This window comes from Pseudomonas sp. MPB03 (assembly GCF_046605385.1).
In the GTDB taxonomy this organism is placed as follows: domain Bacteria; phylum Pseudomonadota; class Gammaproteobacteria; order Pseudomonadales; family Pseudomonadaceae; genus Aquipseudomonas; species Aquipseudomonas zanjanensis.
Genome location: NZ_CP176770.1, coordinates 4849007 through 4870324, shown reverse-complemented (window position 1 = coordinate 4870324; position 21318 = coordinate 4849007). Strand labels below are relative to the sequence as shown.

Sequence of the window (21318 nt, the reverse complement as noted above, 5' to 3'; positions counted from 1 at the left end):
TTCGTGAGACGTAAATTCTTGCTGCTGCTGGAGACCGGACTGGTCCTGGCAGGGCTGTTGTTGGGCGCTTCGGCCTGGAAAATTCAATCGGCGCTGCAACAGCCGCTGAACATTACCCAGGAAGAGTTGCTGGACGTGCCCAACGGAACCACCCCGACCGGAACCCTCAAGCGCCTCGAGGCCGATGGCCTGATCAAGGACGCCTTCTGGCTGCGTGTCTATTGGCGCTTCAATCTTGCCGGCCAGCCATTGCACTCCGGTGAATACCGGATGGTGCCAGGCATGACCATGGAGGGGCTGATCGGTGTCTGGAAACGCGGTGAAGTGGTGCAGTACAGCGTGACGCTGGTGGAGGGCTGGAATTTTCGCCAGGTGCGCGCCGCACTGGCCAAGGATGAAAAACTCCAGCAGACCCTTGCCAACCTGAGCGACAGCGAGGTCATGGACCGTCTGGGTCATTCGGGGGTATTTCCCGAAGGCCGGTTCTTTCCGGACACCTACCGCTTCGTGCGCGGCACATCGGATGTCGATTTGCTGAAGAAAGCCTACGACCGTCTGGAAGACGTGCTCGCCAAGGAATGGGCACAGCGTGCCGCCGATGTGCCTTACACCCTGCCGTACCAGGCGCTGATCATGGCGTCCCTGGTGGAGAAGGAAACCGGCGTACCCCAGGAGCGTGGGCAAATTGCCGGCGTCTTTGTCCGGCGCATGCGCCTGGGCATGCTGCTGCAGACCGATCCCACAGTGATCTACGGCTTGGGTGAGCGCTACACCGGCAAGCTCACCCGCGCCCATCTGAAAGAAGAAAACCCCTATAACACCTACCTGATCCCGGGCTTGCCGCCGACGCCGATTGCGATGGTGGGGCGCGAAGCGATTCATGCCGCGTTGAACCCGGCACCGGGCAACAGTCTTTATTTTGTCGCCCGTGGCGATGGCAGCCATGTGTTTTCCGATGACTTGGAATCGCACAACAACGCGGTGCGCGAGTTCCAGCTCAAGCGCCGTGCCGATTACCGCTCCAGCCCGGCGCCGGTAACGCCGGACGAGCAGGCGCCGATCCCGGCGGCATCGCCCGACACGGCACCTGAAGCGGTGCCCCATGTACCACCTCAGGTACCGGCCCCCGAGCCGGACGCCAGCGAGCCACCGAGCCCGCAATGACTTTGATTAAGGATCGCCCCGTGACTGGCTTGTTTATAACGCTGGAAGGCCCGGAAGGCGCCGGCAAGAGCACCAACCGCGAATACCTGGCCGAACGCCTGCGGGCCGCCGGCATCGAGGTGGTGTTGACCCGTGAACCGGGCGGTACGCCACTGGCCGAGCGAATTCGCGAGGTGCTGCTGGCGCCCCTCGAAGAAGTCATGAACCCTGACACTGAGCTGCTGCTGGTGTTCGCCGCCAGGGCGCAGCATCTGGCCGAGGTGATCCGCCCGGCGCTGGCCCGTGGCGCCGTGGTGCTCTGCGATCGTTTTACCGATTCGACCTATGCCTACCAGGGCGGCGGCCGGGGCTTGTCCGTGGAACGCATCGCCGCGTTGGAAAGCTTCGTCCAAGGTGAGCTGCGCCCAGACCTGACCCTGGTGTTCGACCTGCCGGTGGAAATCGGCCTGGCCCGCGCCAGTGCCCGTGGCCGGCTGGATCGTTTCGAGCTTGAAGGCCAGGCTTTCTTCAATGCCGTGCGCAATGCCTTCCTGGGGCGCGCCAAGGCCGATCCGGCGCGTTACCTGCTGATCGATGCCGCACAGCCGCTGGCCCAGGTCCAGCAGTCCCTGGATAGCTTGTTGCCACGTTTGCTGGAGCGTGTCCGTGGCTGAAGCCTATCCCTGGCAAGACGGTCTCTGGCAGCAACTGGCCGGTCGTGCCCAGCATGCCCATGCCTATCTGCTGCACGGCCCGGTCGGCATCGGCAAGCGGGCGCTGGCCGAGCGGCTGATGGCCAGCCTGTTGTGCCAACGCCCGGGTGTCTCCAACGCTTGCGGCGAATGCAAGTCCTGCCTGCTGCTCAAGGCCGGCAGCCATCCCGACAATTACGTGCTGGAGCCGGAAGAGGCGGACAAGGCGATCAAAGTCGACCAGGTTCGCGACCTGGTCAGCTTCGTGGTCCAGACTTCGCAGATGGGCGGGCGCAAAGTGGTGCTGATCGAGCCGGTCGAGTCGATGAACATCAACGCTGCCAACGCCTTGCTCAAGAGCCTCGAAGAGCCTTCTGGCGATACCGTGTTGCTGCTGGTCAGCCACCAGCCGAGTCGCTTGCTGCCGACCATCAAGAGTCGTTGCGTGCAACAGGCCTGCCCGCTGCCGAGCGAGGCGATGAGCTTGCAATGGTTGGCCCAGGCCCTGCCCGACAGCAGCGACGAAGAGCGTGTCGAGCTGCTGACCCTCGCGGCTGGCTCGCCCCTGGCGGCCGTCAGCCTTCAGGCCCAGGGCGTGCGTGAACAGCGGGCCTTGGTGGTGGACGGGGTCAAGAAGCTGCTCAAGCAGCAGCAATCCCCCACGCAACTGGCCGAGGGCTGGAACGCCATCCCGCTACTGCTGCTGTTTGACTGGTTCTGCGACTGGTCGAGCCTGATCCTGCGTTACCAGTTGACCGAAGACGAGACCGGCCTGGGGCTGGCCGACATGCGCAAGGTGATCCAGTACCTGGCGCAGAAAAGCAGCCAGGATAAAATCTTGAACATCCAGGACTGGATTCTTGCCCAACGTCAGAAGGTGCTGAGCAAGGCGAACCTCAATCGAGTGCTGTTGCTCGAGGCGCTGTTGGTGCAGTGGGCGAGTTTGCCTGGTCGAAGTTGACAGGTACCGCCTAGACTCAGCTCAATCGCAGCGGAGATCAGCATGAACGAACCTGTCAGTCCCGGTCCACGCAACGGCATCTTGTCCCTGACCATCAAGGACAAGTCGGTGCTTTATGCCGCCTACATGCCCTTCATCAAGAACGGCGGCCTGTTCATTCCGACCAACAAGAATTATCGCTTGGGCGACGAGGTGTTCATGCTCTTGAGCCTGATGGATGAGTCGGAGAAAATTCCGGTCGCCGGCAAGGTGATCTGGCTGACCCCCAAGGGCGCCCAGGGCAATCGGGCCGCCGGCGTGGGCGTGCAGTTCAGCGACGGCGACAATTCGGCCCGCAATCAGATCGAAACCCACTTGGCCGGCTCCCTGAAGTCCGACCGTCCCACCCATACGATGTAGCCTGGCCTTTTATGCTTGTAGATTCCCATTGTCACCTTGATCGTCTCGACCTCGCTGCCCATGGCGGTTCCCTGGATGCCGCGCTGGACGCGGCCCGGGAGCGGGGCGTCGGTCACTTCCTGTGCATCGGCGTCAGCGCCGACAACGCCGCCGATGTGAAGGCGCTGGCAGAGCGTTATGCCGACGTCGATTGTTCGGTCGGCATCCACCCATTGGACGTCCAGCCCGGCGCCGCGCCGGCGCTCGACTGGCTGTTGCGTGAGCTCGATCATCCACGGGTGGTCGCCATTGGCGAAACCGGCCTGGACTATCACTACGAGCCAGAAGCCGCCGACGTGCAGCAGGCGTCATTCCGGCTGCACCTGGAGGCCGCCCGGCAGACCGGCAAGCCGGTGATCATCCACACCCGCGGCGCCCGGGCCGACACCCTGGCCTTGCTGCGTGACGCCGCGCTGCCCCAGGCCGGTGTGCTGCATTGCTTCACCGAAGACTGGGACATGGCCAAGGCTGCCCTGGACATGGGCTATTACATTTCCTTGTCCGGGATTGTCACGTTCCGCAATGCCGATGCCCTGCGCGACGTTGCCAGCAAAGTGCCGGCTGATCGGCTGCTGGTGGAAACCGACTCGCCTTACCTGGCGCCGATCCCCTATCGCGGCAAGCCGAACCTTCCGCAATACGTACGGGAAGTGGCAGAGTTCCTGGCGATGTTGCGTGGCGAGTCCTACGAGGGATTTGCCGAGCAGACGACGGAAAATTTTAAGCAATTGTTTCCGTTGGCTCACGTTCGATCGGCGCACGCCTGAATTTCATGCAAAAAAAACCCGGGTTCTGGGGGGTGAATCCGGGTTAAGACCATTAGGAGTAAAACAAAGGCACGCGGTCCGTTGGCACCTTTATCAGCGCGTCACTTGGGGGAGATGTCGCGCCGACAGTTCAAGTATTGATCAGTATGCCCGCCCGTCCAGTCTGGCCGGGGCGGTTTTTAAACAAATTTGGAATACGCTCGCTTCGGATAAGTTCTCACTGTCGTCAAAGCTCGCCAGTACGGCCCGTTGGCAAGGGAAACGGCGAGCCGGGTGTGCACGGTTTTGTGAAGAACGGTGGCCGAGAATGGATGATCCGTGCATTTTTGCGTAAGTTAGGCATAATACCCGGCTTCGAATTTTGACCCTTCAGACCTTTTTCTTATGCACAAAGAACCCCGTAAGGTCCGTGAGTTTCGCCGCCGCGAGCAGGAAATTCTCGACACCGCGCTCAAGTTGTTCCTCGACCAGGGTGAAGACAGTGTCACCGTCGAGATGATTGCGGATGCCGTGGGTATCGGCAAAGGCACGATTTATAAACATTTCAAATCCAAGGCGGAGATCTACCTGCGCCTGATGCTCGACTACGAGCGCGATTTGAACGAGCTGCTGCATTCGGCCGATGTGGACAAGGACAAGGAGGCCCTGTCCCGGGCCTACTTCGAGTTCCGCATGCGCGACCCGCAGCGCTACCGCTTGTTCGACCGCTTGGAAGAGAAGGTGGTCAAGGGCAACCAGGTGCCGGAGATGGTCGAGGAGCTGCACAAGATCCGCGCCTCCAACTTCGAACGCCTGACCCTGTTGATCAAGGGCCGGATCAGCGAAGGCAAGCTTGAGGACGTGCCGCCTTATTTCCATTACTGCGCCGCCTGGGCGTTGGTGCACGGCGCGGTGGCGCTGTATCACTCGCCGTTCTGGAGCAACGTGCTGGAAGACCAGGAAGGTTTCTTCCAGTTCCTGATGGACATTGGCGTGCGCATGGGCAACAAGCGCAAGCGCGATACCGACCACCCGAGCACCTGACTGGCCGCACGAGCCAAGACATTCAGCTGCCTTATTGCGCCATGTCCGCTTACATGGCGCAGTGCCCCAGTAATATACTCAGGCTTGGGCCTTGCGAAATCTTGATTTCTAGGTCAATTTTTGCGAGTCCGATTTTTCTCGTGCCGGAGTGATCCATGATCGTTGACCGTCAAGGCAGGCGTTTCCGTAATCTGCGGATCAGCCTGACCTCAGCCTGCAACTACGCCTGTACCTACTGCGTGCCTGACGGCAAGCGGTTGGTGGCTGCGCAGGATGAACTGTCAGCCGAAGCCATGGCGCGCGGCGTGGCCTATTTGATCGAGGCCGCCGGTATCGAGCGGCTGCGCATCACGGGCGGCGAGCCGCTGGTCAGCCCCAAGCTCGAGCGTTTCATGACGGCGGTGGGGCAGATGGGGCTGGAGGACATCAGCCTGACCACCAATGGCCAGTTGCTCGCGAAAAAACTGCCGTTGCTGGTGGATGCCGGTATCCGTCGCATCAACGTTTCCCTCGACACCCTGGACCCCGCCGCGTTTCGCAGTATCGCCCGTGGCGGCGACCTGGCGACCGTGCTCGATGGCATGGAACAGGCCCGGGCCGCCGGGATGAAGATCAAGGTCAACATGGTGCCGTTGCGCGGGCAAAACCTCGACCAGGTGATGCCGTTGCTCGAGTACTGCCTGGAACGTGGTTATGAGTTGCGTTTCATCGAGTTGATGCGCATGGGCCACCTGGCCAGCGATTCCAACGCCTTCCTGCAGCAATTCGTCAGCCTTCAACAACTGCTCAGCCTGATCGGCGACCAGTACGAATACCTGCAGGCCGACGCGCCGGTGGACGCCACGGCGGTGCGTTATGAGATACCGGGGCTGGGGCACTTTGGCGTGATCGCCAACGAAAGCGTGCCTTTTTGCCGTACCTGTTCGCGACTGCGGCTGTCCTCCACGGGCTGGCTGCACGGCTGCCTGTCGTCGAGTAACCGTCACTTCGTCGGCGATCTTCTGGACAAGCCACGCCATCAGGCCTTGCCGGCGCTTCAGCGCTTGTTGGTCAAGGCGCTGGGGGACAAGCAGGAAGTGGCGTTCTCCGGCGGTGCGACCATCATGAAAATCATTGGCGGCTGATCGGACCTTTCCTGGCTTGAGTCTGTAGGAGCTGGCGAAACCTGCGATCTTTTGACTTTTGATCTTTCGCTTGGGATTCAAGTGTCTGGGGAAAGATCGCAGCCTCGTTGCACTCGACAGCTCCTACGGGCGCAGCCCAGCGGGAGCAAGCTCCCTCGCCACAGGTATTCCAAGGCGCAACCCTAACCATCCTGCGAGCTGGCGCAAAAGCTGCATCCTACGACCATTCGCCGGTTTTCCGACACCGGTCTTTGGAGGGATAGGATGCGTAGCCTGGTTTTGCTGCTGGCCGTTTTGGTGCTTGGCGGTTGCATGAATGTCAGCGACATGGGGGAGGGTGTTCGTTATCACATGAGTGATGCCGGCCTGCTGGACCATAGCGAAAGCCGTCGTGTGAACAACCTGCGAATTCAGCCCGACTCGTTCATCTACATCGCCCAGGGCGCCTTCGCTCCGCCGGGCAGTGCCTATCCACGTCCCAATGTCGTGGCCGAAGAAGCCTTCAATGGCTTCATCGAATATTTCCCCATGGTCCGTCGTGCCCGTGTTCCCGAAGGCCTTGATCAGGCGATGGGCGAAGCCCGTGCCGCCGGTGCCCATTACCTGTTGTACACCCGGTTCGCCAAGGCCGATAACCGCATCGGCAACTCCGACGAATGGCTGGATGAGGAAGCCGTGGATCGCCTGGGTGTCGATACCGGCGTGATTCAAATCATGTTGATCGAGACCAGCACGCAGTATTTGATTGATACTGCACGGATCAAGAGTCGTGGCGGTTTACTGACGTTCCACGACAAGCAGCCCCAAGACCTCATCGCCGCGCCTCTGCGTGAATATGCCCGCAGCCTGTTGGGGATGAGCGACCAGTAACTACGAGGAGTCACCATGAGCGGACCGCAAAAAGCCAATGACTTGCTGGGGCAGATCCCCAAGACCAAAGGCCTGCCGCCGGTCCACTTGTGGAACCCCGACTTCTGCGGCGACATCGACATGCGCATCGCCCGGGACGGCACCTGGTACTACTTGGGTACGCCCATCGGACGAAAACCGATGGTCAAGCTGTTCTCCACCATCATCCGCCGCGACGGCGATGATTATTTCCTGATCACCCCTGTGGAAAAAGTCGGCATCAAGGTCGATGACGCGCCGTTCGTGGCCGTGACCCTGGAGGTGGAAGGGCAGGGGGAAGGACAATTGTTGCGCTTCACCACCAATGTCGAGGAAACCACCGAGGCCGGCGCCGCGCACCCGCTGCGGGTGGAGATCGATCCCCAGACCCAGGAACCGACGCCTTACGTGCATGTGCGCAGCAACCTCGAAGCGCTGATCCATCGCAATGTGTTCTATCAACTGGTGGAACTGGCAGTCAGTCGCGAGATCGATGGGCAGCGCTGGCTGGGTGTGTGGAGCGGCGGCGAGTTTTTCCCCATCGGCCTGGAACCCTGATCCTCGGAGCACCGAGGCGTCGCTTTCGCGAGCAGGCTCGCTCCCACAGGGTTTACCGTTGATCAATCTGTGGCGTAATGGCTGGGTAGCTTTTGTGGCGAGGGAGCTTGCTCCCGCTTGAGTGCGCAGCGCTCATCGCTTTTTTTGGGGCCGCTGTGCGACCCAGCGGGAGCAAGCTCCCTCGCCACAGGGTCGTGCAGTACCCAAAAAACCTTGTGGGTATCCAACATCACCGCAAACTGACCCTCCGCCATCGCGAGCAAGCCCGCTCCCACAGGGGTTATGCAAAATTCAAATTGACACCCAATCGTATGATGATTAGCGTGGGCCACCAATAAGAGTGGCCCGCGGGGTTTTCATGTCCAGCAGTTTTCACGCATCGACCGTCGATTGGCTGGGGGGCTGGATCGCCGCTGGCCAGGTCAAGCCTGGGCAAACCATCAAGGTCGAAGCGGACTTGGGCGAGCAACTGGGCGTCAGTCGCACAGTGATTCGCGAGGCGATCAAGACCCTGGTGGCCAAAGGCATGCTGGAAGTCGGGCCGAAAGTCGGCACGCGGGTATTGCCGGTGCGCCGCTGGAACCTGTTCGACCCTCAAGTGGTGGGCTGGCTGTCACGCAGCGGCCTGCCGGAAAACTTCGTCGACGACTTGCTGGACCTGCGCCGTACCATCGAGCCGATGGCGGTGCGCTGGGCCTGTGAGCGGGCCACGGCCGATCAGGTGCAGGCGATCCGCCTGGCCTACCATGCCTTGGAACGGGCAGTGGACAGCGGCGCAGACTACAACCGCGCCGACCAGTTTTTTCATGAGTGCATCCTGGCCGCCAGCCATAATCAATTCATCGAACAGATGGTCCCGGCCCTGGGGGCGTTGCTGGCGGTGTCGTTCGAGGTGTCGGCGGCCGACCCGGATGAGTTGCGCCGCACCTTGCCCATCCACAAGGACATCGCCGACGCCATCGCCGCCCGTGACGCGGCCCGGGGTGTCTGGGCCTGCATGACCCTGATCGATAACGCTGACCTGGCGATCAAACGCTTTTACCCCAATGTCATGGCCGGTCGAACAGACGCCGCCGGGCAAGTCGGGAACGGGAGGTTTCAATGAAGTGGACGGCTGTGACGGAACACCGGGCGAAGTTGGGCGAGGGGCCCTTCTGGGATGCGCCGACCCAAGCGTTGTATTGGGTCGATATCGCTGGTAAGCAGGCACTGCGGCTGATCGGCGCCAACGTGGAGATCTGGCAGATGCCCGAGCATGTGTCCGCCTTCATACCGACCCAAAGTGGCGACGCACTGGTGACCCTGAGCAGTGGCGTCTATCGCCTCGATCTTGATTCGCCGGGCCTGGAGCCGCGCCTGACGCTGCTGTGCATGGCCGACCCCCAACTGGGTAATCGCGCCAACGAAGCCCGTTGCGATGCCCTGGGCCAACTCTGGCTCGGCACCATGCAGAACAACATCGGTGCCGACGGCGAGGACTTGCCGATCGAACAACGGTCCGGTGGCCTGTTTCGCGTCGGTGGCGACGGTCGGGTCATGCCCTTGTTGCGCGGGCTGGGCATCCCCAACACCCTGCTCTGGAGCCCCGATGGCACCACGGTGTATTTCGGCGACAGCCTGGACGGCACGGTGTATCGGCACTTTATCTATCCGGAAGGCAATCTCGCGCCGGCCGAGGTCTGGTTCGGCCCACACCCGCGTGGCGGCCCGGATGGCTCGGCGATGGATGCCAGGGGCTATATCTGGAACGCCCGCTGGGACGGCAGTTGCCTGTTGCGGCTGACGCCGGACGGGCAGGTCGACCGGGTGATCGAATTGCCCGTCAGCCGACCGACCAGTTGTGTGTTCGGCGGCGAAGACCTCAAGACGTTGTACATCACCAGCGCGGCGAGCCCCTTGGGTCATCCGCTGGACGGTGCGGTGCTGTCGATGCGTGTCGATGTGCCTGGCGTGGCCTGTACAAGGTTTGCGGGGTAATCCCAAAATATGGGATGTAAATATATATATTGAGATTATTTGGCGGCCGGGTTTATAGTCGGCTCCATCGGCAATACGCACTCACACTAAAAAAACAAAACAGGTGAAGTGATGCAACGATCTTTCCCCGTACGCCCCGGCGGCGTACGCCGGCCACTGTTCTTCCAAGCGCCTTTGCGCCGGTCATCCGTGGATGCCCGGTTTTCGTCGTGCCCGCACGCAGGAGCCTTGAGCCATGGCTGAGCCCTTGGTCTTGCCGCCCGTGCCGGAGCCACCGAAGGGCGAACGCCTGAAAGACAAGGTCGTGCTGTTGACCGGCGCCGCCCAAGGCATTGGCGAAGCCATCGTCGCGGCGTTCGCCTCGCAGCAGGCCCGACTGGTGATCAGTGACATCCAGGCGCAGAAAGTCGAGGCGGTGGCCGCCCACTGGCGTGAACGCGGTGCCGATGTGCAAGCGTTGCAGGCCGATGTGTCGAAGCAGCAAGACTTGCAGGCCATGGCCCGTCGCGCCGTCGAGCTGCACGGTCGCATCGATGTGCTGGTCAACTGCGCCGGCGTCAACGTCTTCCGCGACCCGCTGGAAATGACCGAAGAGGACTGGCGCCGCTGCTTCGCCATCGACCTGGATGGCGCCTGGTACGGTTGCAAGGCGGTGCTGCCACAAATGATCGAACAGGGCGTGGGCAGCATTATCAACATTGCCTCCGTCCATTCGTCCCACATCATTCCCGGCTGTTTCCCTTACCCGGTGGCCAAGCACGGCCTGCTCGGCCTGACTCGCGCCCTGGGCATCGAATACGCGCCCAAAGGGGTACGCGTCAATGCCATCGCTCCGGGGTACATCGAGACCCAGCTGAACGTCGACTACTGGAACGGCTTTGCCGATCCCCACGCCGAACGCCAACGTGCGCTGGATATGCACCCGCCACGGCGTGTCGGGCAACCGATCGAAGTGGCAATGACGGCCGTGTTCCTGGCCAGTGACGAAGCACCGTTTATCAATGCCTCATGCATCACCATCGATGGAGGACGTTCAGTCATGTACCACGACTGAATATTCCTGGATTGCAGTGGGAAACTTCGCCTGTAATCCAATCATCATACGATATGACTATTTAGGCCTATGCTGTGTAGCAACTTGATGTAACCGCCCAGCCTGCGCATTTCCACCGACGGTGGAGCAGACCCTGGACGTTTGGCTTTCAATAAAAAAAACAAGGAGTCAACTATGAAACATCGTCGTGGGATCCGTTCCCTGTGTCGCGCCGCCCTGGCGGTTACCGCGGTCAGCCTCAGCAGCCACTTGCTGGCGGCCGATGCGGTAAAAATTGGTTTCCTGGTCAAGCAGGCCGAGGAGCCTTGGTTCCAGACCGAGTGGGCGTTTGCCGAGAAGGCGGCCAAGGATAAAGGATTCCAATTGATCAAGATCGCCGTGCCCGACGGCGAGAAAACCCTCTCGGCCATCGACAGCCTGGCCGCCAACGGTGCCAAGGGCTTCGTGATCTGCCCGCCGGACGTGTCCCTCGGCCCAGCCATCATGGCCAAGGCCAAGCTCAACGATCTCAAGGTAATTGCCGTGGACGACCGTTTCGTCGACGCCAACGGCAAGTTCATGGAAGACGTGCCATACCTGGGCATGGCCGCTTTTGAAGTGGGCCAGAAGCAGGGCGCTGCCATGGCCGCTGAAGCGAAGAAGCGTAATTGGGAGTGGAAAGATACCTACGCGGTGATCAACACCTTCAACGAGCTGGACACCGGCAAGAAGCGCACCGACGGTTCGGTCGATGCCCTGAAGAAAGCCGGGATGCCGGAAGACCATATCCTGTTTACGGCGCTCAAGACCCTCGACGTACCCGGCAGCATGGACTCCACCAACTCGGCGTTGGTGAAGCTGCCTAGCGCCGCGAAAAACCTGATCATTGGTGGCATGAACGACAACACCGTGCTGGGCGGCGTGCGCGCCACTGAAGCGGCCGGGTTCAAGGCAGCCAATGTGATTGGTATCGGCATCAACGGCACCGACGCCATCGGCGAGCTCAAGAAACCCAATAGTGGCTTCTTCGGTTCGATGCTGCCAAGCCCGCACATCGAAGGCTACAAGACCGCCGAAATGATGTACGAGTGGATCACCACCGGCAAGGAACCGCCGAAGTACACCGCCATGGACGAGGTGACGCTGATCACCCGGGAGAACTTCAAGCAGGAGCTGGAAAAGATCGGCCTGTGGAACTGACGGTCGGTTGATTCAAAAGCGGCCCTGGCCACATGAGTGGCGGGGTCGCTTGATCTTTGTAAGTTCGAGGTGGTTATGCAAGCGCAAACAGCGACACGGCAACACAACATCGGCGGCAGCTTGCGGTTCAACGGGATCGGCAAATCCTTTCCCGGCGTGCAGGCGCTGGCCAATATCAGTTTCGTCGCGCATCCGGGGCAGGTGCATGCCTTGATGGGCGAGAACGGCGCGGGCAAGTCCACGTTGCTGAAGATCCTCGGTGGCGCCTACATCCCAAGCAGTGGCGACCTGCAGATCGGCGAACAGACGATGGCCTTCAAAGGCACCGCCGACAGCATCGCCAGCGGGGTGGCGGTGATTCACCAGGAGCTGCACCTGGTGCCGGAAATGACCGTCGCGGAAAACCTGTTTCTCGGCCATTTGCCGGCGCGTTTCGGCCTGGTCAACCGTGGTGTGCTGCGCCAACAGGCGCTGGCGCTGCTCAAAGGCCTGGCCGACGAAATCGACCCGCAGGAAAAAGTCGGTCGCCTGTCCCTCGGCCAACGGCAATTGGTGGAAATCGCCAAGGCCTTGTCCCGTGGCGCCCATGTCATTGCCTTCGACGAACCCACCAGTAGCCTGTCGGCCCGGGAAATCGACCGTTTGATGGCGATCATCGCCCGCTTGCGAGACGAGGGCAAAGTGGTGCTGTACGTCAGCCACCGCATGGAAGAGGTGTTCCGTATCTGTAATGCGGTGACCGTGTTCAAGGACGGTCGTTATGTCCGGACCTTCGAGAACATGAGCGAGCTGACCCACGATCAGTTGGTCACCTGCATGGTCGGCCGCGATATCCAGGACATCTACGATTACCGTCCTCGGGAACGCGGCGATGTGGCGCTGCAAGTGAAGGGCCTGCTGGGGCCGGGCTTGCGCGAACCGGTGAGTTTCCAGGTGCACAAGGGCGAGATCCTCGGCTTGTTCGGGTTGGTCGGCGCCGGCCGCACCGAGCTGTTTCGCTTGCTCAGTGGCCTGGAGCGCCAGAGCGAGGGCAGCCTGGTCCTGCACGGCCAGGAACTGAAACTGCGTTCGCCACGGGATGCCATTGCCGCTGGCGTGCTGCTGTGCCCGGAAGATCGCAAGAAGGAAGGCATCATCCCGTTGGGCAGCGTGGGCGAGAACATCAACATCAGCGCCCGACCGTCCCACTCGACCCTCGGCTGCCTGTTGCGCGGTGATTGGGAACGGGGCAATGCCGACAAGCAGATCAAGTCGCTGAAGGTGAAGACGCCGGCGGCCAGCCAGAAAATCATGTACCTGTCTGGCGGCAATCAGCAGAAGGCGATTCTCGGTCGCTGGCTGTCGATGCCGATGAAAGTCCTGCTGCTGGACGAACCGACCCGTGGCATCGACATCGGTGCCAAGGCGGAGATCTATCAGATTATCCACAACCTGGCGGCCGACGGCATCGCGGTGATTGTGGTGTCCAGCGACCTGATGGAAGTGATGGGCATTTCCGACCGAATCCTGGTGCTCTGCGAAGGGGCCATGCGTGGCGAACTGCCGCGCGACCAGGCCAACGAATCCAACCTGCTGCAACTGGCGCTGCCGCGCCAACGCGTTGCCGACGCGGCGAACTGAGAGGTAAATCATGACCATTCAAAACAATGCACTGCCAACGGCACGCAAACCCCTGGACCTGCGTCGTTTCCTCGACGACTGGGTCATGCTGCTGGCGGCCATCGGGATCTTCGTGCTTTGCACCCTGATGATCGACAACTTCCTGTCGCCGCTGAACATGCGCGGCCTGGGCCTGGCGATTTCCACCACTGGCATCGCGGCCTGCACCATGTTGTATTGCCTGGCGTCCGGGCACTTCGACTTGTCGGTCGGTTCGGTGATTGCCTGTGCCGGCGTCGTCGCGGCGGTGGTGATGCGCGACACCAACAGCGTGTTCCTCGGCGTCAGCGCGGCGCTGGCGATGGGGCTGATCGTCGGCCTGATCAACGGCATCGTGATCGCCAAGCTGCGGGTCAACGCCTTGATCACCACCTTGGCGACGATGCAGATCGTCCGCGGCCTGGCCTACATCTTTGCCAACGGCAAGGCGGTGGGTGTGTCCCAGGAATCGTTCTTCGTGTTCGGCAATGGCCAATTGTTCGGCGTGCCGGTGCCGATCCTGATCACCATCGTCTGCTTCCTGTTTTTCGGCTGGCTGTTGAACTACACCACTTACGGGCGCAACACCATGGCCATCGGTGGCAACCAGGAAGCGGCGTTGCTGGCGGGGGTGAACGTTGATCGCACCAAGATCATCATCTTCGCCGTGCATGGTTTGATCGGCGCCTTGGCCGGGGTGATCCTGGCGTCGCGCATGACCTCGGGCCAGCCGATGATCGGCCAGGGCTTCGAGTTGACGGTGATCTCGGCCTGCGTGCTGGGCGGGGTGTCGTTGAGCGGCGGCATCGGCATGATTCGCCACGTCATCGCCGGCGTGCTGATTTTGGCGATCATTGAAAACGCGATGAACCTGAAGAACATCGACACCTTCTACCAATACGTCATCCGCGGCTCGATCCTGTTGCTGGCGGTGGTGATTGACCGGTTGAAGCAGCGCTAGACGGTGGGATTACTGGCGGCTGATCTGCCGCCATCGCGAGCAAGCTCGCTCCCACAGGGTTTTAGTGTCAGGCGCAGGACCTCGGCACAGCACAGACCCCATGTGGGAGCGAGCTTGCTCGCGAAGGCGTCGACACATCCAACACTTCCTTAGCTGACCCACCGCTTTCGCGAGCAAGCCCGCTTCCACAGGGTTTTAGTGTCAGGCGCAGGACCTCGGCACAACACAGACCCCATGTGGGAACGAGCTTGCTCGCGAAGGCGCCCTCCCTGACGCCAACCATCACCCGGCCTTGCGCAACGCTTCGACCAGCTCCTGCTTGCGCATCTTCGAACGTCCGGGAATGTTTTTCGCCCGGGCTTCCTTCATCAAGCTGTCCACGGTCTGGGTCCCATGGGAGGCTTTGCTGGTGCGTGGGTGACCCTCGCGGGTCTTGGCGGCGCGGCGGGCTGATTCCTTGCGGTCGGTTTTCTTGGCCGCCGCCGGTTTTTCCTTGCCTGAACCACCGGAGCGTTCGCCGCCACCGGACTGCTTGTTCACCGTCGCCCAGGCCCGAGCTTCGGCCTCGCCCTCCGACACACCTTTTTGCTCATAACTTTCTTCGATGTGCTCGGCCTTGCGTTTTTGCTTGTCGGTGTATTTGTCTTTGCTTCCACGAGGCATGGGATGTTCCTCCTCAAATGTCCGGGCAAAGGCTACTGGCTGGCGGCGCCACCTTCGGAACCCGAGCCACCGGTCGTGGTTTTCGAGCCCACTCCGGTCTCGGCGTTATCCGGTGCGGTGGAGTCCGGCGTATTCATGCCGCCCTGGCGCCCGGTGTCATTCCCCTGCACGCGTGGATCGGTGCCGGTGGCCGGTGGCTGGCCATTGTTCAGGCTACCGCCACCGGTGCCGTCGGTGTTCAACTTGGGCAGGCCTTGCGTGGCAGGGGAGTTTGGCGCTTGTACGGGATCGGTCGGCCCAGTGCCGTCGGTAGAGGCCGCGAAGGCCGCCGAGGACAGCAGCGCGGCGAAGGTGAATACGGTCAGCCTTGAAGTGATCATGGGTGTCGCCTCCATTTTTCAGAATGCTTACCTGATCTTGGGCCTTGGTGGCTTGGCGTTGGTGCCTTGGGCGCGACGAATGGCAGTTTTGGGAAGAGGCGTGCGTCCGAGATCAAATAGTTGGATCGGTATGTGACGAGCGCCGCGCAGCGGCTTAGTATGGCGCTTTCAATTGGCTACAAGGCCTGTTCATGTCGATCGAGATCCGTCCTGCGCAACCCAGCGATGCGCCTCAAATCCTTGCCTTCATTACCGAGTTGGCCGATTACGAAAAAGCCCGCCACGAAGTCATCGCCAGTGTGGCCGACATCGAGCGCAGCCTGTTCAGCGAAGGCGCAACCGCCCACGGGCTGATCTGCCTGCGTGACGGCGTGCCGATCGGTTTCGCGGTGTTTTTCTTCAGCTATTCCACCTGGCTGGGCAGCAACTGCCTGTACCTCGAAGACCTGTACATCACGCCGGAGCAGCGCGGTGGCGGGGCGGGGAAGACGCTGTTGCGCCACCTGGCGAAGATCGCCTGCGACAACGATTGCGGCCGCTTCGAATGGAGCGTGCTGGACTGGAACACGCCGGCCATCGATTTCTACAAATCCCTCGGCGCGCAACCCCAGGAAGAATGGGTGCGCTACCGAATGGACGGCAAGGTGCTACGGGATTTCGCTAACGGCAATTGATGCTCATGAATATGCGTTGGACGCGTATTCGGCAAATCCGGGGCGTTGTTCGAGCCGCTTGCAATAGGCGGCCACCGCCGGATAGTCCGGGCGTTCCATCGGTGTCTGGCGCCAGCGGTGTGCGGACAGACCGATAAGTACGTCCGCAAGGGAAAACGCCGTACCGGCCACGTAGGCGCCGGTGCGGTTCAACTGCTGTTCCAGCAAACCCATCTTCTCGTTCCAGCCTTTGACGCCCGCGGCGATGAGCTGTGGGTCTTGGAAGTCCGGGTGTTTGCGCACCAATCCGTAAAACGCATCGCCCCAGGAAGGATTGAGTTCCGTGGCCTGCCAGTCCATCCACTGCTCGATGCGTGCCCGTGCGGCAGGTTCGACGGGCAGCAGATCGCTGCGCCCCTGCTTGCCCACCAGATAGCGACAAATAGTGTTCGACTCCCAGAGCACACCGTTCTCATCAATGATCACCGGCACTTGGGCATTCGGGTTCAAGGCCAGGAACGCCGGGTCATGGGTCGAGGCAAAGCCGATACCCCAGTCTTCGCGTTCGTAGGCGATGTCCAGTTCCTGGCAGGTCCACAGCACTTTTCTGACATTGATCGAGGAAGTGCGGCCGAGGATTTTCAGCAATTGTTCCATCACTTTTTCCCTGAGTTGTTTAGCATCCGACCAGAAAACTAGCAGGGTCTTGGACGGATGGCGATTGGCTTTGTGGTTGGCTTATCAGATCCCAATATATGGGAGTGATATTTATATATTGAGATTTTATCGTCCCCAGGTTTATAGTCCGTTCCACTCACTGCCAAAAAACAAAACAGGTGAAGCGGATGCAGGCGCAATTGATCGCGCTCGATTGGGGGACCACCTCATTACGGGCTTACAAACTCGCAGCCGGTGGCGAGGTGCTCGAGCAGCGTTCGCTGTCGTCGGGGATCATGCAGTTGCCCTCCGGGCCACGAACCGTGGCCGGCCGGGTCTGCATCGACGGTTTCGAGCTGGCCTTCGACGAGGCCTGCGGCGACTGGCTCGATGCTCAACCGGGCTTGCCTGTGATTGCCTGCGGCATGGTGGGCAGCGCCCAGGGCTGGCGCGAAGCGCCTTACTGCGACACACCCGCCAACGTCGCCAATCTCGGACATTCCCTACAAACCGTTCGCAGCCTTCGCGGCGTCGATGTGCACATCGTGCCCGGCGTGATCCAGCGTTCACGTTTACCCAATGTCATGCGCGGCGAAGAAACCCAAGTGCTCGGTGCCTTGCACAGCCTGCCAGACGAAGCGGTGCTGATCGGCCTGCCTGGCAGTCATTCGAAATGGGTGGAAGTGGCCGATGGCTGCATTGTGCATTTCGATACCTTCATGACTGGCGAGATCTTCGCCGTGCTCAGTGACCACAGCATTCTCGGCCGCACCCAGCAACGGGGGACGACCTTCGATGGCGTGGCGTTTGACCGTGGCGTGCAGGTGGCGCTGTCGGTGGACGGCCAGATCGGCCCGTTGTCCACCGTGTTCAGCGCCCGCAGCCTGGGCTTGACCGGCGAGCTGGCGGCCAGTGCCCAGGCGGATTACCTCTCGGGCCTGTTGATCGGCCATGAGCTGGCGGCGCTGGCCGAGGTGCAGCGCCGTCGCCGCGACAGCCTGCACCTGCCGACGGTGGTGCTGATCGGCAACTCCCAACTCTGTGTCCGCTATCAACGGGCCCTCGACGCCTGCGGCTTCGCCCGGGTGGTCCTGGCCGAACAGGCCACCGAACGCGGTTTGTGGCAACTGGCCGTGGCGGCCGGGTTGCTCGATTCCACCGTCCCCTGAACCTGACTGGAGGTCTGACATGCTCACACAAGCACTGGCGCACAACGGGTTGATCGCGATCCTGCGTGGCTTGCGTCCCGAAGAGGCGGCGGCCATCGGCGAGGTCCTGTACAGCGCCGGATTTCGTGTCATCGAAGTGCCGCTCAATTCCCCCGAACCGTACGAAAGTATCCGCATCCTGCGCAGTACCTTGCCGGCCGATTGCCTGATCGGTGCCGGCACCGTGCTCACGCCGGAACAGGTCGGGCAGGTGAAAGCCGCTGGCGGCCAAGTGATCGTCATGCCCCACAGCGACCCGAAGGTGCTGCGTGCGGCGAAAGCGGCGGGATTGTACCTGTCGCCCGGCGTCGCCACGCCCACCGAAGCCTTTGCCGCGCTGGCCGAAGGCGCTCATGTACTGAAGATGTTTCCCGCCGAGCAAATGGGCCCGGCGGTGGTCAAGGCCTGGCTCGCGGTGTTGCCGGCCGGGACCGTGCTGGTGCCGGTGGGCGGGATTACGCCGGACAACATGGCGGTGTTCGTCGAAGCCGGCGTCAAGGGTTTCGGCCTCGGATCCGGGCTGTTCAAGCCGGGCCTGACAGCGGATGAAGTGGCGGTACGCGCCAAGGCCTACGTAGCCGCATGGAATGCCTTGAACTGAAGACTTTTCCAGCGCCCCGCGCGCTGCATCTGACAAGAGAGACAACAAGATGAAAATTACCAAGCTGACCACGTTTATCGTTCCGCCGCGCTGGTGCTTCCTCAAGGTCGAGACCGACGAGGGCGTGACCGGTTGGGGCGAGCCCGTGGTCGAGGGCCGTGCCCACACGGTGGCGGCGGCTGTCGAGGAATTGTCCGACTACCTGATCGGCAAAGACCCACGCAACATCGAAGACATCTGGACCGTGCTCTATCGCGGCGGCTTCTACCGCGGCGGCGCCATTCACATGAGCGCCCTGGCCGGCATCGACCAGGCGTTGTGGGACATCAAGGGCAAGGCCCTGGGCGTGTCGGTCAGCGATTTGCTGGGCGGCCAGGTGCGGGACAAGATCCGTGTGTATTCGTGGATCGGCGGCGACCGGCCAGCGGACACCGCCCGCGCGGCGAAAGAGGCCGTAGGGCGGGGCTTCACCGCGGTGAAAATGAATGGCACCGAAGAGTTGCAGTTTCTCGATACCTTCGAAAAAGTCGACCTGGCCCTGGCCAACGTGGCGGCGGTACGCGATGCGGTCGGGCCGAACGTCGGCATTGGCGTGGACTTCCACGGCCGCGTGCACAAGCCGATGGCCAAGGTGCTGATGAAGGAACTCGACCCTTACAAACTGATGTTCATCGAAGAGCCGGTACTCAGCGAAAACTACGAAGCCCTCAAGGAATTGGCGCCGCTGACCAGCACCCCGATTGCCCTCGGCGAGCGGTTGTTCTCGCGCTGGGACTTCAAGCGCGTACTCAGCGAAGGCTACGTGGACATCATCCAGCCGGATGCGTCCCACGCCGGCGGCATCACCGAAACCCGCAAGATCGCCAACATGGCCGAGGCCTACGACGTGGCGCTGGCGCTGCACTGCCCGCTGGGTCCCATCGCCCTGGCGGCGTGCCTGCAACTGGACGCGGTCTGCTACAACGCGTTCATCCAGGAGCAGAGCCTGGGCATCCACTACAACGAGAGCAACGACCTGCTGGATTACATCAAGGATCCGCAGGTGTTCGACTACGACAAGGGCTTCGTGAAGATCCCGAATGGCCCGGGCCTGGGCATCGAGATCAACGAGGAATACGTCATCGAACGCGCAGCCATCGGCCACCGCTGGCGCAACCCGATCTGGCGCCATGCCGATGGCAGTTTTGCCGAGTGGTGAGTCACGCCTGACCCAAGATCCCTGTGGGCCTGTGGTGAATGCAAAAGCCCATGAGCGCCCCAGAGCCCCTGTGGGAGCGAGCTTGCTCGCGATGGCAATGTATCAGTCACACATGCGCCAACTGACACACCGTCATCGCGAGCAAGCTCGCTCCCACAGTTTGATCTTCGCAGGCAGGGAGATCTTCTTCGGTACGCCCGTTCCTCAATAAACATAAAAAGAGGCACCTCACATGCAAGCGCACACCCTGAGCGCGCAGGCGTCGTTGGTGACGCCTAGCCGCAAGCGTTTTTTCATCATGGTCCTGCTGTTCATCACCGTGGTGATCAATTACCTGGACCGCAGTAACCTCTCGATTGCCGCCCCCGCGCTGACCAGTGACCTGGGCATCGACCCGATCCACGTCGGGCTGATTTTCTCCGCGTTCGGCTGGACCTACGCCGCCATGCAGATTCCCGGCGGCTGGCTGGTGGACCGGGTGCCGCCGCGCATCCTCTACAGCGTGGCGTTGCTGCTGTGGTCGGTGGCGACGGTGATGCTGGGGTTCGTCTCCAGCTTCATCGCGTTGTTCGTGCTGCGCATGGCAGTCGGAGCCCTGGAAGCGCCGGCCTATCCAATCAACAGCCGCGTGGTGACGACCTGGTTTCCCGAGCGCGAGCGGGCCACGGCCATCGGTTTCTACACGTCCGGGCAATTCGTCGGGCTGGCTTTCCTGACCCCGGTATTGGCCTGGCTGCAGCACGCCTTCGGTTGGCACATGGTGTTTGTCGCCACAGGCGCGGTGGGCATTCTCTGGGCAGTGATCTGGTACGCGGTGTATCGCGAGCCGCGGGATTTCAAAGGCGCCAACGCCGCCGAAATCGAGCTGATCCGCGAAGGCGGCGGGCTGGTGGACATCCAGGCCGAGGCTGCCAAGGTCAAGGCCAAGTTCAGCTGGGCCGACCTGCGGATCGTCCTGACCCAACGCAAGTTGTGGGGCATTTACCTGGGGCAGTTCTGCCTCAACTCCACGCTGTGGTTTTTCCTGACGTGGTTTCCAACCTACCTGGTGAAATATCGCGGCATGGACTTCATCAAGTCTGGCTTGCTGGCGTCGTTGCCGTTCCTCGCGGCGTTTGTCGGCGTGCTGTGCTCCGGGTTCTTCTCCGATTGGCTGATTCGCCGCGGCGCCACGGTGGGCTTTGCCCGCAAACTGCCGATCATTGGTGGGCTTTTGATTTCCACGGCGATCATTGGTGCCAACTATGTCGAATCGACGCCGCTGGTGATCGCCTTCCTGGCCCTGGCGTTCTTCGGCAATGGCCTGGCGTCGATCACTTGGTCGCTGGTTTCCACCTTGGCACCGGCGCGATTGCTCGGGTTGACCGGCGGGGTGTTCAACTTCATCGGTAACCTGGCGGCCATCGCCACGCCGATTGTCATTGGCTTCCTCGCCAGCGGCGATTCGTTTGCCCCGGCCATTACCTATATCGCTGTCCTGGCATTGGCTGGCGCGCTGTCCTACATCCTGCTGGTCGGGAAGGTCGAGCGCATCGAGTTGTAGTCCGACGGGGCG

Annotated in this window: 23 protein-coding genes; 20 read left to right on the top strand and 3 right to left on the bottom strand. The window is 61.5% G+C overall.

The window, feature by feature from the left end; translation table 11 throughout:
- Window positions 1-3 precede the first annotated feature (3 nt).
- The 15 genes from mltG to araH all read left to right on the top strand — a co-directional run bounded on the left by mltG (window position 4) and on the right by araH (window position 14403).
- Window positions 4-1164: an endolytic transglycosylase MltG gene (gene mltG, locus ACLH0I_RS20935; protein ID WP_411385285.1), complete on the top strand. Its 1161-nt coding sequence runs from the start codon at window positions 4-6 to the stop codon at window positions 1162-1164.
- Between the two features lie 20 nt (window positions 1165-1184).
- Window positions 1185-1817 (top strand): dTMP kinase, encoded by a 633-nt coding sequence (gene tmk, locus ACLH0I_RS20930; protein WP_411387541.1) that lies wholly within the window; start codon window positions 1185-1187, stop codon window positions 1815-1817.
- Window positions 1810-2796, top strand: a complete 987-nt coding sequence (locus ACLH0I_RS20925) for a DNA polymerase III subunit delta' (protein WP_411385284.1) — start codon at window positions 1810-1812, stop codon at window positions 2794-2796. The genes tmk and ACLH0I_RS20925 overlap by 8 nt, the downstream gene beginning before the upstream one ends.
- Before the next feature lie 42 nt (window positions 2797-2838).
- A complete protein-coding gene (locus ACLH0I_RS20920) occupies window positions 2839-3195 on the top strand; it encodes a PilZ domain-containing protein (protein ID WP_186707199.1) in 357 nt (118 codons plus the stop codon).
- An 11-nt stretch (window positions 3196-3206) separates the two neighbouring features.
- Window positions 3207-4001, top strand: a complete 795-nt coding sequence (locus ACLH0I_RS20915; protein WP_411385283.1) for a TatD family hydrolase — start codon at window positions 3207-3209, stop codon at window positions 3999-4001.
- Window positions 4002-4385: 384 nt separating this feature from the next.
- Window positions 4386-5024, top strand: coding sequence for a TetR/AcrR family transcriptional regulator (locus ACLH0I_RS20910; protein ID WP_186707201.1), 639 nt, complete (start codon window positions 4386-4388; stop codon window positions 5022-5024).
- Window positions 5025-5179: 155 nt separating this feature from the next.
- A complete protein-coding gene (locus ACLH0I_RS20905; protein ID WP_003204238.1) occupies window positions 5180-6148 on the top strand; it encodes a GTP 3',8-cyclase MoaA in 969 nt (322 codons plus the stop codon).
- Between the two features lie 264 nt (window positions 6149-6412).
- The gene (locus ACLH0I_RS20900) at window positions 6413-7018 is read left to right on the top strand and encodes a DUF4823 domain-containing protein (RefSeq protein WP_411385282.1); all 606 of its coding nucleotides are present in this window, start codon (window positions 6413-6415) and stop codon (window positions 7016-7018) included.
- A gap of 15 nt (window positions 7019-7033) precedes the next feature.
- Window positions 7034-7594 (top strand): DUF1285 domain-containing protein, encoded by a 561-nt coding sequence (locus ACLH0I_RS20895; RefSeq protein WP_250962551.1) that lies wholly within the window; start codon window positions 7034-7036, stop codon window positions 7592-7594.
- A 358-nt stretch (window positions 7595-7952) separates the two neighbouring features.
- On the top strand, window positions 7953-8699 hold the full coding sequence (locus ACLH0I_RS20890; protein WP_060741242.1) for a FadR/GntR family transcriptional regulator: 747 nt from the start codon (window positions 7953-7955) through the stop codon (window positions 8697-8699).
- Window positions 8696-9571 carry an SMP-30/gluconolactonase/LRE family protein gene (locus ACLH0I_RS20885; protein WP_186707204.1) on the top strand — a complete coding sequence of 292 codons (876 nt, stop codon included), beginning with the start codon at window positions 8696-8698 and terminating at the stop codon, window positions 9569-9571. Before ACLH0I_RS20890 ends, ACLH0I_RS20885 begins: the two co-directional genes overlap by 4 nt.
- A 235-nt stretch (window positions 9572-9806) precedes the next feature.
- Window positions 9807-10625: an SDR family oxidoreductase gene (locus ACLH0I_RS20880; RefSeq protein WP_186707205.1), complete on the top strand. Its 819-nt coding sequence runs from the start codon at window positions 9807-9809 to the stop codon at window positions 10623-10625.
- Window positions 10626-10799: 174 nt separating this feature from the next.
- Window positions 10800-11804 carry a substrate-binding domain-containing protein gene (locus ACLH0I_RS20875; protein ID WP_411385281.1) on the top strand — a complete coding sequence of 335 codons (1005 nt, stop codon included), beginning with the start codon at window positions 10800-10802 and terminating at the stop codon, window positions 11802-11804.
- Window positions 11805-11879: 75 nt separating this feature from the next.
- Window positions 11880-13424 (top strand): L-arabinose ABC transporter ATP-binding protein AraG, encoded by a 1545-nt coding sequence (gene araG / locus ACLH0I_RS20870; RefSeq protein WP_186707207.1) that lies wholly within the window; start codon window positions 11880-11882, stop codon window positions 13422-13424.
- Between the two features lie 10 nt (window positions 13425-13434).
- On the top strand, window positions 13435-14403 hold the full coding sequence (gene araH, locus ACLH0I_RS20865; protein WP_025214842.1) for an L-arabinose ABC transporter permease AraH: 969 nt from the start codon (window positions 13435-13437) through the stop codon (window positions 14401-14403).
- 282 nt (window positions 14404-14685) lie between these two features.
- Here the strand turns inward: araH and ACLH0I_RS20860 are convergent, their stop codons facing one another.
- Both ACLH0I_RS20860 and ACLH0I_RS20855 read right to left on the bottom strand, forming a co-directional pair.
- Entirely contained in the window at window positions 14686-15066 is a 381-nt protein-coding gene (locus tag ACLH0I_RS20860; protein ID WP_411385280.1) for a Rho termination factor N-terminal domain-containing protein, read from the bottom strand.
- A gap of 32 nt (window positions 15067-15098) precedes the next feature.
- Window positions 15099-15446 carry a hypothetical protein gene (locus ACLH0I_RS20855; protein ID WP_411385279.1) on the bottom strand — a complete coding sequence of 116 codons (348 nt, stop codon included), beginning with the start codon at window positions 15444-15446 and terminating at the stop codon, window positions 15099-15101.
- A gap of 191 nt (window positions 15447-15637) precedes the next feature.
- On the opposite strand from ACLH0I_RS20855, the gene ACLH0I_RS20850 reads away from it, so the two are divergent.
- The gene (locus tag ACLH0I_RS20850) at window positions 15638-16120 is read left to right on the top strand and encodes a GNAT family N-acetyltransferase (RefSeq protein WP_030137727.1); all 483 of its coding nucleotides are present in this window, start codon (window positions 15638-15640) and stop codon (window positions 16118-16120) included.
- Window positions 16121-16123: 3 nt separating this feature from the next.
- Here ACLH0I_RS20850 and ACLH0I_RS20845 read toward each other — a convergent pair whose 3' ends face one another.
- Window positions 16124-16756, bottom strand: coding sequence for a glutathione S-transferase family protein (locus tag ACLH0I_RS20845; protein ID WP_411385278.1), 633 nt, complete (start codon window positions 16754-16756; stop codon window positions 16124-16126).
- A 188-nt stretch (window positions 16757-16944) separates the two neighbouring features.
- Between ACLH0I_RS20845 and ACLH0I_RS20840 the strand changes: the two genes are divergently transcribed.
- The 4 genes from ACLH0I_RS20840 to ACLH0I_RS20825 all read left to right on the top strand — a co-directional run bounded on the left by ACLH0I_RS20840 (window position 16945) and on the right by ACLH0I_RS20825 (window position 21306).
- Window positions 16945-17925, top strand: a complete 981-nt coding sequence (locus ACLH0I_RS20840; RefSeq protein ID WP_411385277.1) for a 2-dehydro-3-deoxygalactonokinase — start codon at window positions 16945-16947, stop codon at window positions 17923-17925.
- A gap of 19 nt (window positions 17926-17944) precedes the next feature.
- Window positions 17945-18565: a 2-dehydro-3-deoxy-6-phosphogalactonate aldolase gene (locus ACLH0I_RS20835; RefSeq protein ID WP_250962561.1), complete on the top strand. Its 621-nt coding sequence runs from the start codon at window positions 17945-17947 to the stop codon at window positions 18563-18565.
- Window positions 18566-18614: 49 nt separating this feature from the next.
- Complete coding sequence (gene dgoD / locus ACLH0I_RS20830; RefSeq protein WP_186707213.1) at window positions 18615-19763, top strand: galactonate dehydratase; 1149 nt, start codon at window positions 18615-18617, stop codon at window positions 19761-19763.
- A 232-nt stretch (window positions 19764-19995) separates the two neighbouring features.
- Entirely contained in the window at window positions 19996-21306 is a 1311-nt protein-coding gene (locus ACLH0I_RS20825; protein ID WP_411385276.1) for an MFS transporter, read from the top strand.
- Window positions 21307-21318: the final 12 nt, after the last annotated feature.